General features: G+C 47.5%; 12 protein-coding genes. All 12 read right to left on the bottom strand.

Annotation, left to right across the window (positions count from 1 at the left end):
* Nucleotides 1–36: 36 nt before the first annotated feature.
* A complete protein-coding gene (gene mce / locus MTBPR1_RS01275) occupies nt 37–441 on the bottom strand; it encodes a methylmalonyl-CoA epimerase (protein ID WP_069185728.1) in 405 nt (134 codons plus the stop codon).
* A 19-nt stretch (nt 442–460) separates the two neighbouring features.
* The gene (locus MTBPR1_RS01270) at nt 461–2,125 is read right to left on the bottom strand and encodes a ribonuclease J (protein WP_069185727.1); all 1,665 of its coding nucleotides are present in this window, start codon (nt 2,123–2,125) and stop codon (nt 461–463) included.
* On the bottom strand, nt 2,122–2,898 hold the full coding sequence (locus MTBPR1_RS01265; protein WP_069185726.1) for a type III pantothenate kinase: 777 nt from the start codon (nt 2,896–2,898) through the stop codon (nt 2,122–2,124). The genes MTBPR1_RS01270 and MTBPR1_RS01265 overlap by 4 nt, the downstream gene beginning before the upstream one ends.
* Nucleotides 2,899–2,919: 21 nt before the next feature.
* Entirely contained in the window at nt 2,920–3,690 is a 771-nt protein-coding gene (locus MTBPR1_RS01260; protein ID WP_069185725.1) for a biotin--[acetyl-CoA-carboxylase] ligase, read from the bottom strand.
* Nucleotides 3,691–5,184, bottom strand: a complete 1,494-nt coding sequence (nuoN, locus tag MTBPR1_RS01255; protein WP_069185724.1) for an NADH-quinone oxidoreductase subunit NuoN — start codon at nt 5,182–5,184, stop codon at nt 3,691–3,693. It abuts the gene before it with no gap.
* A 12-nt stretch (nt 5,185–5,196) separates the two neighbouring features.
* On the bottom strand, nt 5,197–6,711 hold the full coding sequence (locus MTBPR1_RS01250; protein ID WP_069185723.1) for an NADH-quinone oxidoreductase subunit M: 1,515 nt from the start codon (nt 6,709–6,711) through the stop codon (nt 5,197–5,199).
* A 7-nt stretch (nt 6,712–6,718) separates the two neighbouring features.
* Nucleotides 6,719–8,674, bottom strand: a complete 1,956-nt coding sequence (gene nuoL / locus MTBPR1_RS01245) for an NADH-quinone oxidoreductase subunit L (protein ID WP_069185722.1) — start codon at nt 8,672–8,674, stop codon at nt 6,719–6,721.
* 7 nt (nt 8,675–8,681) lie between these two features.
* Nucleotides 8,682–8,993 carry an NADH-quinone oxidoreductase subunit NuoK gene (nuoK, locus tag MTBPR1_RS01240; RefSeq protein WP_069185721.1) on the bottom strand — a complete coding sequence of 104 codons (312 nt, stop codon included), beginning with the start codon at nt 8,991–8,993 and terminating at the stop codon, nt 8,682–8,684.
* A complete protein-coding gene (locus MTBPR1_RS01235; RefSeq protein ID WP_069185720.1) occupies nt 8,993–9,607 on the bottom strand; it encodes an NADH-quinone oxidoreductase subunit J in 615 nt (204 codons plus the stop codon). Before MTBPR1_RS01235 ends, nuoK begins: the two co-directional genes overlap by 1 nt.
* 74 nt (nt 9,608–9,681) lie before the next feature.
* Nucleotides 9,682–10,170 (bottom strand): NADH-quinone oxidoreductase subunit NuoI, encoded by a 489-nt coding sequence (gene nuoI / locus MTBPR1_RS01230; RefSeq protein ID WP_069185719.1) that lies wholly within the window; start codon nt 10,168–10,170, stop codon nt 9,682–9,684.
* Nucleotides 10,171–10,183: 13 nt separating this feature from the next.
* On the bottom strand, nt 10,184–11,197 hold the full coding sequence (gene nuoH / locus MTBPR1_RS01225; RefSeq protein WP_069185718.1) for an NADH-quinone oxidoreductase subunit NuoH: 1,014 nt from the start codon (nt 11,195–11,197) through the stop codon (nt 10,184–10,186).
* The gene (nuoG, locus tag MTBPR1_RS01220) at nt 11,190–13,238 is read right to left on the bottom strand and encodes an NADH-quinone oxidoreductase subunit NuoG (RefSeq protein WP_069185717.1); all 2,049 of its coding nucleotides are present in this window, start codon (nt 13,236–13,238) and stop codon (nt 11,190–11,192) included. Before nuoG ends, nuoH begins: the two co-directional genes overlap by 8 nt.
* Between the last annotated feature and the right edge of the window lies 1 nt (nt 13,239).

Below are 13,239 nucleotides of genomic sequence, written 5' to 3'. Positions count from 1 at the left end.
TGCCCCCGCATAAACGAGGGCACTTCACATTAAATATTAAGCTTGTTCTAGCTCAACCAACGCACCGTTGAAATCTTTTGGGTGCAAGAAGAGAACCGGATTGCCATGGGCGCCGATTTTTGGCTCCCCATTACCAAGAACGCGTGCGCCTTCAGCTTTTAACTTATCACGGGCTTCAATGATGTCATCAACTTCGTAACAAATATGGTGAATGCCACCAGCTGGGTTTTTCTCAAGGAAACCTGCAATTGGAGAGTTCTCACCCAATGGGTAGAGCAGCTCAACCTTCGTGTTTGGTAATTCAACAAAAACAACTGTTACACCGTGATCAGGCTCGTCTTGTGGTGGGTTTACCTTTGCACCCAAAGTGGATGCATATGTTTTTGTTGCCGCTTCCAGATCAGGAACAGCAATAGCGATATGGTTCAAGCGTCCAATCATTTTTATAGAACTCCTAAGTTTAAACTCTTAACAAATGGATATGGGTTATTGCACGTTTGCCAAAGGTTTTTCTAAACCAGCGGCGTGCATTTAAGCGTAAGTTTTCCTCTAGCACCGCATCGTCTTTTCGATCGCGTTTGGGCATAGAGTCAACCGTATTATAAATAATATCAAACAGCTGATCCCAAAGGTCATCATCCCCATCTGGGTCAAGCAGGCCTTCCGTTGTGATGATGGGCTCAGAGAGGATTTTACCCTCGCCATCTACCGCAACAGAAACAACACAAGAGCCATTAAACAGTGCGCGTTTACGCGTCTGGACAACTTCTGAATTCATGGGCACAGCGCGGCGACCTTCCCATGCCAGACGGCCTGTTTCCACTTCATCAATAATGCAGGGCATATCTTTTTCAAGCTTGACCACATTACCATTTTCAATGACGAAAGCTTTTTTCACACCGCAGTCTTCAGCCAATGCCGCATGGGCCTGAAGGTGGCGAAACTCACCATGCACAGGCACGGCGATTTGCGGCTGTACGCGGCGGAATAATTCACGCAGCTCGTCTTGTGCCGGGTGACCTGAGACATGAACGAAATGATCATGTGACGTCACAATCTCAATGCCTTTGCGCGCAAGCTCGTTTTGAATGCGGTAAATTGATTTCTCATTGCCCGGAATGGTGCGTGAAGAGAAAATCACGACATCGCCATCACCAAGGGAGATGTTTTTATGCTGACCACTGGCAATGCGCGCAAGTGCTGCACGCGGTTCACCTTGGGACCCCGTACAAATGACAAGCAGTTCATCATCCGGAATATGACGGGCTTCGTCTTCGGATAAGAAATCAGGCGTGTCCATCATGTAACCATTGGCGTGCGCAGCTTCCATCATTTTTGAGAATGACCGCCCAGAGACAACGATTTGGCGACCATTTTCTTTTGCAGCAACAGCAATAGTATGAAGGCGCGCAAGGTTTGAGGCAAAACAAGTCACACAGACTTTGCCTGTTTTATAGCTGCCTATTAATTCAGTAAGGCTGCCTTCAAGGTCTTCTTCTGATCCTGTTTTTCCTGTGGAAAAGACATTTGTTGAATCGCAAATAAGGGCAAGGACACCTTCTTTACCAATTTGGGAGAGGCGATCAACATCTGTTGTGCGCCCAATGACCGGACCATCATCAAGCTTCCAATCCCCTGTATGAACAACGGTGCCTTCAGCTGTGCGAATGGCAAGGGCGTTGGGCTCCAAGATAGAATGGGTAAAGGTGATAAATTCAACTTCAAATGGATCGAGATTAAAAGTGCCACCTAAAGGAATTTCATGAACGATATCAAGATGACCAAAACCTGCTTCTTTTAACTTGCCACGCGCAAGTGTCGCGGTAAAAGGTGTGCAATAAACTGGGCATTGCACACGGTCCCACATATAGGCCAAGGCTCCGATATGATCTTCATGGGCATGGGTGATGACCATACCTTTAATTTTGTCTTTGCGCTGTTCAATAAAGGTTGGGTCAGGCAGGATAACATCAATACCCGGTGTTGTATCATCGCCAAACGTAATACCGTAATCGACGATCAGCCAATCTTCCTCTTCAGGCTTACCATAGCCATAGAGGTTGAGGTTCATGCCGATTTCCCCTGCTCCACCGAGCGGAACAAAGATTAGTTCTTTTTTGGTCATACGTTTTGATTTCTTTTATAAATTGTCAGAAGGCCGCGCAGTGTCAGGTCAGGGTCGCTATATTGGATGACGCTGGTTGATTTGGCAAAAAGTGCGGAAAGCCCGCCTGTGGCAATCACCGTCATTTCAGAGCCAAATTCATCTTTCATTCGTTGGGTCAGCCCTTCAATCATACCGATATAGCCCCAGAAGATACCAGATTGCATGGCTGTTGTCGTGCCTTTACCGATGGCTTTTTCAGGTCGACCAATGGCAACACGTGGAAGTTTAGCCGCATGCATATGCAAAGCTTCAAGAGATAGGTTAATCCCCGGTGCAATCGCACCGCCACAATAATTGCCGTCAATATCAACCACATCAAATGTGGTGGCCGTACCAAAATCAATGACGATGAGCGGGCCGTCATAAACATCATGGGCGGCAATGGCATTAACAAGGCGGTCAGCCCCAACTTCTTCGGGACGGTCCAGATAAATTTCAATACCAAGATCCACATTGGGATCACCCACAACGATGGGTTCAATCTTGTAATATTTTCTGCATAATGATTGCAGGTTAAAGAGCATGGCGGGGACAACCGTTGCAATGATGGCGGCATCAATATCTTTTGCATTAATGCCCTCAAAAGACATCAATTGAGATAACCAGACGGCAAATTCGTCTGCTGTGCGGTTGGCATTTGTGGAACTGCGCCATTCACCGCGCACTTTACCATCATCATCAAACACGGAAAAAACGGTGTTTGTATTGCCTGAATCAATTGCCAAAAGCATTGCTAACTTACCCTTAAGCTCTTAGTCGAAGAATACATCGCCAGCGGTTATTAAACGCTGTCCATCCTTGGTTCGTAGGACAAGCGCGCCCTCAGCGTCAAGGGTTTCAAAGGTCCCGCGCAACTGCTCATCACTTAAATTAACCGTGATTTCTTCACCAACCCCTTTGGCACGATCCAACCAAGCATTACGAATGGCAGTAAAACCAAGGCTTTCCCAGCGTTCAAACCAAAGTTGGAAGTGTTTGAGAAGGATTTCCAACATCTCAGGTGGTGTGATGGCTTTTTCACGATAGGCATTGATATACCCACATGGATAAGGTGTCTCAGCCGGTGCATGCGCCAAATTTATGCCGATTCCAACAATCAGCCAATCAAGTTCATTTGATTGAGGAATTACCTGTGACTCAAGCAAAATACCACTGACTTTATAGCCATCAACCAACACATCATTAGGCCATTTACACGTCACATCACAATCAAAGCCTTCAACGGCTTCACTAATGGCATCGTAAATGGCAAGCGCACTGACAAAACTTGCCTTTGAGGCTTCAGCGAGTATGACATTTGGCTTTTGTAAGATGGAACAAAAGAGATTTCCCGGTTCACTTACCCATGTGCGACCTCGCCTGCCCCTGCCCTTTGTTTGCTCAAGCGCGCAAACAACAGTGTTGGGAAGGCAACCTGCAACAGCGCGACGGCGTAACTCGTCATTGGTGCTATCAACAGACTCAAAAGCCGCCAGCGAAAACGCCGACGGCTTTTTAAGATCAAATATATTTGACTGCTTCATTTATCCAGCAAACAGGCTAGCTGCAGCAGAGGCTGCACTATCTGTAATCAGTGAAGGATAGATGAAGAAGGCCAAGATCACGATTGCAGCAGCCGCCACAACCAGATTGATCTCAGTACCTGCTTTGCGATCCAAAGCTTCTTCTGCATCATCAAAATACATGATTTTGATGAGACGAATGTAATAGAAACACCCAACAACAGAAGAAAGAACCCCGATAACAGCCAAGATAACAAGGCCTGCTTCAAGTGCTGCTAAGAAGACGTAAAGCTTACCAAAGAAACCAGCCAGTGGTGGAATACCTGCCATGGAGAACATAAAGATCGCCAGTGCAGCCGCCATCAACGGGTTAGATTTAGAAAGGCCTGCCAAGTCGTTGATGTTTTCAACGCTTTGACCGTTACGTTTCATAGCCAAGATGCAACCAAATGTACCAAGGGTCATGATCACATAGATGGTCAAATAGACCAACATGGATTCAATCCCGTTTTGCTGGACTTCAGTTCCACTTGCAACCGCACCACCAACAGCCAAACCAACAAGCATGTAACCGACGTTACCGATTGAAGAATAAGCCATCAGTCGTTTGATGTTTGTTTGTGCAACAGCGGCAAAAGCACCAATGACCATAGAAGCAACCGCGATGAATTTCACGACTTGCTGCCATTGGCCTGCCAGATCGCCAAACGCACCAACCATCACAAAGATGAAGAGTGACAGGGCCGCAACCTTAGGAGCTGCAGCAAAAAAGGCCGTAACAGGCGTTGGGGCACCTTCGTAAACATCTGGTGTCCACATGTGAAATGGTGCAGCTGAGACTTTAAAGGCCAGCCCGACCATGACAAAGACGATACCAAAGATCAAGCCAGTGCTTGGACCATGTACACCTGTTGTTTCATGGGCCAAAATGTCAGCCATTGCGCCAAAGTTCGTTGTCCCGGCAAAACCGTAAACCAAGCTTGAGCCATAAAGAAGCATACCAGATGCAAGCGCGCCCAGAACAAAATACTTGAGACCAGACTCAGTTGATTTCAGGTCATTGCGCATGATGGAAGCCATCACGTACAAAGAAAGCGATTGTAGCTCAAGACCCATATAAAGTGCGATGAGATCATTGGCTGAAACCATCATCATCATCCCCAATGTGGCTAAAACAGCCAGCACGGGGAATTCAAAACGATGAACACCAACACGATCAAAGAAATCGCGCGACATAAACAAGGTCACAGCACTTGCTGCCAAAATCAGGACTTTGGCAAAGGCTGGGAATGCACCTGTAATAAACAGGCCGTTAAAAGTTGTACCTGCTTGTGTTGAAAAGGCCGTCACCAACAACAAAGCCAAGATCATCGAGCCTGTTGCAAGCAAAGAAACTGTGCGTGTAACCGCTTTAGCTTCGCCCTTCATAAAGACACCGACCATCAAAAGCGCCATAGCAACGCAGGCCATGAAGATTTCCGGCAATGCCGGGGTGAGATTTGGAAGCTCACTCATGAATGCCTACTCCTATTGTGCAGCTACTTGGGCGCCGGCGGCGTCCAAAGCAGCATGGTAGTTGTTGACGAGGTTTTCGACAGAGGCATGCATCACGTCAAGAAACGGCTGCGGGTATACACCAGCAAACAGTGTCAGAACGATCAGCGGTGCGAAAACCAATACTTCGCGACGGTTCATATCGAGGATCGATTTGAGGTTTTCTTTTGTTAATGAACCAAAGACGATACGACGATAGAGATACAGCGAGTAAGCCGCACCCAAGATCGCACCCGTTGCAGCCAAAGCAGCAACCCATTGGTCAACTTGGAAAACACCAACAAGAACAAGAATTTCACCAACGAAACCAGATGTACCCGGCAGACCGACAGAGGCCATCATAAACAGCATGAAGATCAACGCATATTTAGGCATGCGATCAACCAAGCCACCGTAAGCGGCGATTTCACGTGTATGAATACGGTCATAGATCACACCAACGATCAAGAAGAGCGCGGCAGAAACAACACCGTGTGACAACATAGTGAAGATCGAGCCTTCAATACCTTGGATCGTGCCTGTGAATGCACCGATGGTCACAAAACCCATATGCGCGATAGAGGAATAAGCAATAAGCTTTTTCATATCATCTTGCACAAGGGCAACCAGCGAGGTGTAGATCACAGCAATGATGGACAACGTATAGATTAGCGGTGTGAAGTCTGCACTTGCAAGCGGCATCATCGGAATGGAGAAACGAAGGAAACCGTATCCACCCATTTTCAAAAGCACACCGGCAAGAATAACTGAACCCGCAGTCGGTGCCTGTACGTGGGCATCAGGTAACCAGGTATGGACGGGCCACATGGGGACTTTCACAGCGAAAGACGCAAAGAAGGCCAGCCAGATCCATGTTTGCATTTGTGCCGGGAATTGATGTGCCATCAATGTTGGAATATCGAACGAATTCGCATCCCAATACATAGCCAACATCGCAACCAACATCAGTACAGAACCAAGCAATGTGTAAAGGAACAGCTTAAACGCCGCATAAATACGGTTTTGACCGCCCCATACACCGATAATGATGAACATCGGGATCAAAACACCTTCAAAGAAGATGTAGAACAGCATCATATCCAAGGCACAGAACATACCGATCATCATTGTCTCAAGAATGAGGAAGGAGATCATATATTCTTTGGCGCGTTTCGTAACCGCATCCCATGCTGACAAGATACAAATCGGTGTCAGCAATGTAGAGAGCAGTACGAACAGCATGGAGATACCATCGATACCCATGTGATAATTAACACCAACACCCGGCAACCATTCGGCTTTTTCAACAAACTGGAAATCAGCCGTTGTTAAATCAAAGCCCGTCCATACACCTAAAGAGATGATGAAAGTTGCGACAGATGTCAGTAGCGCAATTTGTTTTGCGCTTTTGCTATCATCTTTTACGTCACCACGAACCAGAAGCAGGATCATAGCAACACCTACGAGAGGCAGAAAAGTGATAACACTGAGAAGAGGAATATTACTCATCTTACTTTCAGCCCTTCGTAAACAGATACCAGGTGATCAGGATGGCAGCACCTGCCAACATGACGAACGCATAGTGATACAGGTATCCCGTTTGCAAACGTGACGCTCTACCCGCCAGTGCTTTGGTCGCACGGGCAAAGCCGTTTGGACCGACACCGTCGATAAGCTCTTCATCACCAGCTTTCCACAGGCCGCGACCCAGATAGAAAGAAGGTTTAACAAACAGGAAGTCGTACAACTCGTCCCAGTACCATTTGTTGAGCAGGAATTTGTACAAGCCATTAAATGTGCTTGCCAGTTTGCCCGGAATACTTGGTACTGCAAGATAGAAGACATAAGCCAAGCTGATACCGATGATGCCAACAACCAACGGCAGGTACTTAACCCAAGCCGCCACATGGTGTGCATTTTCAAGACCAGGGTGAGATGGCAGGATCAAAATTGCATTGTTCCAGAACGCTGTTGCATTCGCGCCAACGAAATTGTCATAACCGAGGTAACCTGCAAACAGGGCCCCCAATGCCAATGGGATCAAAGGCAAGATCATGATTTTCGGACTCTCATGAACATGGGCCATAACCGTATCGTTTGCACGAGGTTTGCCATGGAACGTCATGAACAACAAACGCCAAGAATAGAATGCTGTCATGAAGGCTGCGCCAATCCCCATCCAGTAGGCAAAAATACCAACATCTGTGTGGGAGGCATAGGCCGCTTCAAGCACGATATCTTTTGAGAAATAACCCGCAAATGGTGGAATACCTGCAAGCGCAAGGTTACCAATCCACATCAAAGCATAGGTGATCGGGATCATTTTCCAGATACCGCCCATCTTGCGCATGTCTTGTTCATCAGACATGGCGTGGATGACAGAACCAGCACCCAAGAACAACAGGGCTTTAAAGAAGCCGTGTGTCATGAGGTGGAAGACACCCGCTGAATAAGCAGAAACACCACAGGCAAAGAACATGTAACCAAGCTGTGAACAAGTTGAATAAGCGATCACGCGCTTGATATCGTTTTGTACACAACCGATTGTGGCAGCAAAGAAACAAGTTGCCGCACCCACAATGGTCACCACATTCAACGCAACGTCTGAATATTCAAACATTGGCGAAAGACGTGCAACCATGAAGACACCAGCCGTTACCATTGTTGCGGCGTGGATCAATGCAGATACAGGTGTTGGACCTTCCATCGCATCAGGCAGCCAAGTATGAAGACCAAGCTGAGCTGATTTACCCATCGCCCCAACAAAGAGCAACAGGCAGATGATTGTCATAGCGTGCCATTCGGTGCCAAACAGTGTGATCACTGTGTCAGCTTGCCCCGGTACAGCAGCAAAGATCGTGTCGAAATCGGCAGTGCCGAACAACAAGAAGGTTGCAAAAATACCAAGGGAGAAACCAAAGTCACCTACACGGTTGACCAAGAAGGCTTTAATCGCAGCCGCGTTTGCAGATGGTTTATGATACCAAAAACCAATCAACAGGTAAGATGCCAGACCTACACCTTCCCAACCAAAGAACAGTTGCAGCAGGTTGTCTGCTGTAATCAGCATCAACATGCAGAAGGTAAAGAGCGACAGGTACCCCATGAAGCGCGGGATGTTTGGATCGTGTGACATATAGCCACAAGAATAAACATGCACCATGGAAGAAACGCCCGTTACAACGATCATCATCACAGCGGTCAGCGTATCAAAACGCAACGCCCATGAGACATCGAATGTACCGGACTGGATCCATGTAAACAGATGAACTGTCTTTGCATTACCGTTTAAGCCAACATCGAAGAAGATGGCAATGGCCAAAGCTGCAGAGATCAACATACCTGAGCAGGTAACGATCTGTGCAAGGCGGTCATTTGCCTTTCGCTTTTTCTCGTCTTCAGGCGTAAAGAGCGCAAGAGCACCTGCGATCAAAAAGCCAACGAGAGGGAGGAAAATTGCAGCAGTATACATTCTTAACCTACCCTTTCATCGCGTTAATATCTTCGACCGCGATGGAACCACGGTTACGGAAGAAGACCACAAGGATCGCCAGACCAATAGCTGCTTCAGCAGCAGCAACGGTGAGAACGAAAATCGAGAATACTTGACCCATCATATCTCCAAGGAAGGAGGAGAAGGAAACCAAGTTGATATTCACAGCCAGCAAGATCAATTCCACAGACATAAGTATAACAATCATATTCTTCTTGTTAAGGAAGATACCAAGGATACCCAATGTGAAAAGAATAGCGGCAAGGCTGAGATAATGTGCAAGACCAATTTCTAACATTACACACCCTTTCCAATTTCGACCTTTTTGAACTCGGCCACATCTTCGACCTTCAAGTTCACCTGATCAGCAATAACCTGTTTGCGAACACCTGGACGTTTGCGATGTGTCAGTACAATTGCACCAATCATCCCGACCAGCAGGACAAGACCCGCTGCTTGGAACAGATAGATGTAATCAGTGTACAAAATCGCACCCAACGCATGTGTGTTGGTCATGGTTTCAATAGGCGGTGTCGGTGCGGTTGCGACTTTTGCAACATCTGGCGCAAAATGCCAGCCCCCCGCAACAACAGCGAGTTCGGCCAAAACGATGATGCCGATAGAAGCCCCAAGCGGCATATACTGTAAGAAGCCTTGACGAAGTTCTACGAAGTTGATGTCAAGCATCATTACAACGAAGAGGAACAAGACCGTTACAGCACCAGCGTAGACAACAACCAGCAACATAGCGAGGAATTCAGCGCCAAGCAGAACGAAAAGACCTGCAACGTTGAATAAGGCAAGAACAAGGAACAGAACCGAGTGAACCGGGTTTTTCGCCGTGATAACCATCACGGCACTTCCCACAGTCACGGCTGCAAAAAGATAGAAAGCGAGAGCTTGAACTATCATGCGACCCCCTGGCCGGACATCCGGCTATTCAGGTATGTGATAAACATAGTCATAATTTTTTCCCCTACCCCCATTTATCGATACGGCGCATCGAGACGGATGCGGGCAGCAAGTTCGGTTTCCCAACGCTCACCATTCGCAAGAAGCTTATCTTTGTCATACATAAGTTCTTCACGAGTTTCAGTGGCGAATTCGAAGTTCGGACCTTCAACAATGGCATCTACTGGACAGGCTTCCTGACAGAAACCACAGTAGATACATTTTGTCATGTCGATGTCGTAACGCGTTGTGCGACGAGAGCCGTCATTGCGCGGTTCAACTTCGATGGTGATGGCTTGTGCCGGACAAATTGCTTCACACAATTTACAGGCGATGCAACGCTCTTCACCGTTCGGGTAACGACGCAGCGCATGTTCACCACGAAAACGCGGTGACAGCGGGCCTTTTTCGAACGGATAGTTCAAGGTTACTTTCTGTTTAAACATATAACGGAACGTAATCCACAAACCTTGCAGCAGTTCTTTTAAGAAGAACGCGCGAGCTGTACGAGACATTAAACTCATTATTCAGTTCTCCTTATTGAATGCCAGGTGCAAAGCCACCGTAAACGGCAACCGCAGAAGTGATGATCACACCAGCAAGCGACAATGGCAGGAAGACTTTCCAACCCAGACGCATCAACTGGTCATAACGGTAACGTGGGTAAGCCGCACGCAACCAAATGAAGATGAAGAGCAAAGAGCAAATCTTTAAGATCAACCAGATTGGGCCCGGAATGAATGACAAGAAGTCAAACGGAGGCAACCAACCACCCATGAACAAAATCGCTGTAAAGGCAGCCATCATGATCATGTTGGCATATTCACCAAGGAAGAACAGGGCAAACGCCATGCCGCCATATTCAACGTTGTAACCACCAACCAGCTCGGCTTCCGCTTCAGGAAGGTCAAACGGATGACGGTTTGTCTCTGCCACACAAGAGATGAAGAACATCACTGCAAATGGGAAGAGAGGCGTGAACATGAACCAGACATCAGATTGCGCTTCAACAATGTCATTTAGGTTAAGTGAACCTGTAAAGACCAGCACCGTGATGATGATGAAGCCCATAGAAACTTCATAAGAAACCATCTGCGCAGCAGAACGAAGCGACCCAAGAAATGCATACTTTGAGTTTGACGCCCAACCGGCCATCAAAATACCGTAAACACCCAGACCAGAGACTGCAAATAAGTACAAAACACCGACATTAATGTCAGAAAGTACCATGTCTTTATCAAACGGAATAACCGCCCAAGCAATCAAGGCAAGGATGAGGGTCAGCATAGGTGCGATTAAAAATACACCACGGCTTGCCCCTGTCGGGATCACGATTTCCTTGAGGAAAAGTTTCAAACCATCAGCTAAAGGCTGCAGTAAACCCCAAAGCCCAACAACGTTAGGGCCGCGACGCATGTGCATGGAGCCGATGACTTTACGTTCAGCCAGTGTCAGGTATGCAACAGCACCCATAACCGGCCCAACAATGGCGACGATCTTAATGACAATCCAGAGCGTCGGCCAAATATAACCGTCCCAGAGCTCAGCCATTTGTACCAGTCCTTTGTTGCGGGTTAATCAGGGCCTCGGTACATTGTGCCATCGTTTTAGAAACGCGGCTGACCGGGTCCGTCATGTAATAGTTTGCGATCGGTGAGCAAAGCGGTGTTGCCGCGATATCACCTTTAGAACCAAAGTCTTCCCAAGCAGCAGCCTGAATTTCTTCCGGATTAGCAAATGTCGCACTGACCTCTGCCAATTTCGCACGCAACTGAATAAGGTTGTCAAATGGCAGTGTTTTGCCGATGACTTCAGAAAGTGCACGGATGATTGTCCAGTCTTCTTTTGCTTCACCCGGTGCAAATGTAGCTTGATAGCCATATTGCATACGACCTTCGGTATTGACGTAAGAACCGTCTTTTTCCGTATAAGCCGCACCCGGCAGGATCACGTCTGCACATTGTGCACCCGCATCACCGTTGTGACCTTGGTAGATCACAAAAGAGTTGGAAAGTTTTGATGTATCAATTTCGTCTGCACCCAAAAGATAGATTACTTCAGCACCGCCATTGGCGATTGCTGCTGTATCCATCCCATCTTCAGAAGGCACAAAGCCCATTTCAAGGCCGCCAACGCGGGCTGCTGCTGTGTGCAGAACGTTAAACCCGTTCCAGCCTTCAACAACAAAACCATATTTGTCAGCAATTTCTTTGGCTGCGGCCATGATGGCAGCACCGTCTTCACGAACCAAAGCGCCTTGACCAATGATCAACATCGGCTTGGAAGCATTTTTGAGAACTTCTGCATAAGCGTTAGAGCCATCAAGGATAGACTGAAGTACATCAGCCGTTTCACCAAGATGTTCTGTTTTATATGTCAGGTTCAGGTTCTCACCCACAACAGCAGGTACAAAACCGTGATTGATGTAACGTTTGCGAAGGCGTGCATTGATAATCGGTGCTTCCCAACGTGGGTTAGAACCAATGATCAAGCAGGCATCAGCCTCATCAATACCAGCGATTGTCGTGTTGAACAGGTAAGATGCACGTTTGGACGCATCCAATGCCGCCCCATCTTGGCGACAATCGATGTTTTTAGAACCAAGGGCGTCAGCCAAAGACTTCAGCGCAAACATGGCTTCTGCATCCACCATGTCACCTGCCAGAGCAGCAAACTTAGAGCCATCCAGCCCGTTAAGTTTTTCAGCGATTACTGCAAAAGCTTCATCCCATGTTGCGGGCTGAAGTTTGCCGTCTTTGCGTACATAAGGGCGATCCAGACGTTGTGCTTTCAAACCATCAATGGCATAGCGACCTTTATCAGCCAACCATTCTTCGTTTACATCCTCATTTAGGCGAGGAAGAACACGAAGAACTTCATTGCCACGGGTATCAACACGGATGTTTGTGCCAACCGCGTCAAACACGTCCACACTTTCCGTTTTTTTGAGTTCCCATGGGCGTGCTGTGTAGCTGTAAGGCTTTGAAGTCAAAGCGCCAACCGGGCAAAGATCAACAAGGTTGCCTGCCAGCTCGGTTTCAATGGCTTTTTCAACATAAGTGCCAATTTCAGTAAAATCACCACGGTATGTGCCGCACATATCGGCAGTACCCGCAACTTCTTCAGTGAAACGTACACAACGGGTACAATGAATACAGCGTGTCATGAACGGACGAATGATCGGACCGAAGTCCTTGTCCTTTACAGCACGCTTTTCTTCAGCATAGCGACCTTTGTCCCCGCCATAAGCCATGGCTTGGTCTTGAAGGTCACATTCCCCACCTTGGTCACAGATTGGACAATCCAGCGGGTGGTTGATGAGCAGAAGCTCCATCACATTTTCACGCGCGGTACGGACTTTTTCATTGTCCGTATGGATGACCATTCCTTCACCAACAGGCATGGCACAGGAGGCGATAAGTTTCGGCGCTCTTTCCATTTCAACAAGGCACATACGACAGTTACCTGCGATGGAGAGACGCTCGTGGTAGCAGAAACGCGGAACTTCGATCCCGGCTTGTTCACATGCTTGCAGCACGGATAAACCGTTTTCGACTTCGATTTCGCTACCGTCAATTGTCAGCTTGGGCATT

The sequence above is a fragment of the Candidatus Terasakiella magnetica genome (assembly GCF_900093605.1).
GTDB lineage: Bacteria > Pseudomonadota > Alphaproteobacteria > Rhodospirillales > Terasakiellaceae > Terasakiella > Terasakiella magnetica.
This window is presented reverse-complemented; position numbering and strand designations above follow the sequence as displayed.

Excerpts from the sequence above, each read along its gene's own strand:
- nuoK (WP_069185721.1), bottom strand. The coding sequence starts at position 8,993 with ATGTTAGAAATTGGTCTTGCACATTATCTCAGCCTTGCCGCTATTCTT.
- MTBPR1_RS01235 (WP_069185720.1), bottom strand. The coding sequence starts at position 9,607 with ATGATAGTTCAAGCTCTCGCTTTCTATCTTTTTGCAGCCGTGACTGTG.
- MTBPR1_RS01250 (WP_069185723.1), bottom strand. The coding sequence starts at position 6,711 with ATGAGTAATATTCCTCTTCTCAGTGTTATCACTTTTCTGCCTCTCGTA.
- nuoH (WP_069185718.1), bottom strand. The coding sequence starts at position 11,197 with ATGGCTGAGCTCTGGGACGGTTATATTTGGCCGACGCTCTGGATTGTC.
- MTBPR1_RS01265 (WP_069185726.1), bottom strand. The coding sequence starts at position 2,898 with ATGCTTTTGGCAATTGATTCAGGCAATACAAACACCGTTTTTTCCGTG.
- nuoG (WP_069185717.1), bottom strand. The coding sequence starts at position 13,238 with ATGCCCAAGCTGACAATTGACGGTAGCGAAATCGAAGTCGAAAACGGT.
- MTBPR1_RS01270 (WP_069185727.1), bottom strand. The coding sequence starts at position 2,125 with ATGACCAAAAAAGAACTAATCTTTGTTCCGCTCGGTGGAGCAGGGGAA.
- nuoL (WP_069185722.1), bottom strand. The coding sequence starts at position 8,674 with ATGTATACTGCTGCAATTTTCCTCCCTCTCGTTGGCTTTTTGATCGCA.
- mce (WP_069185728.1), bottom strand. The coding sequence starts at position 441 with ATGATTGGACGCTTGAACCATATCGCTATTGCTGTTCCTGATCTGGAA.
- nuoN (WP_069185724.1), bottom strand. The coding sequence starts at position 5,184 with ATGAGTGAGCTTCCAAATCTCACCCCGGCATTGCCGGAAATCTTCATG.
- MTBPR1_RS01260 (WP_069185725.1), bottom strand. The coding sequence starts at position 3,690 with ATGAAGCAGTCAAATATATTTGATCTTAAAAAGCCGTCGGCGTTTTCG.
- nuoI (WP_069185719.1), bottom strand. The coding sequence starts at position 10,170 with ATGAGTTTAATGTCTCGTACAGCTCGCGCGTTCTTCTTAAAAGAACTG.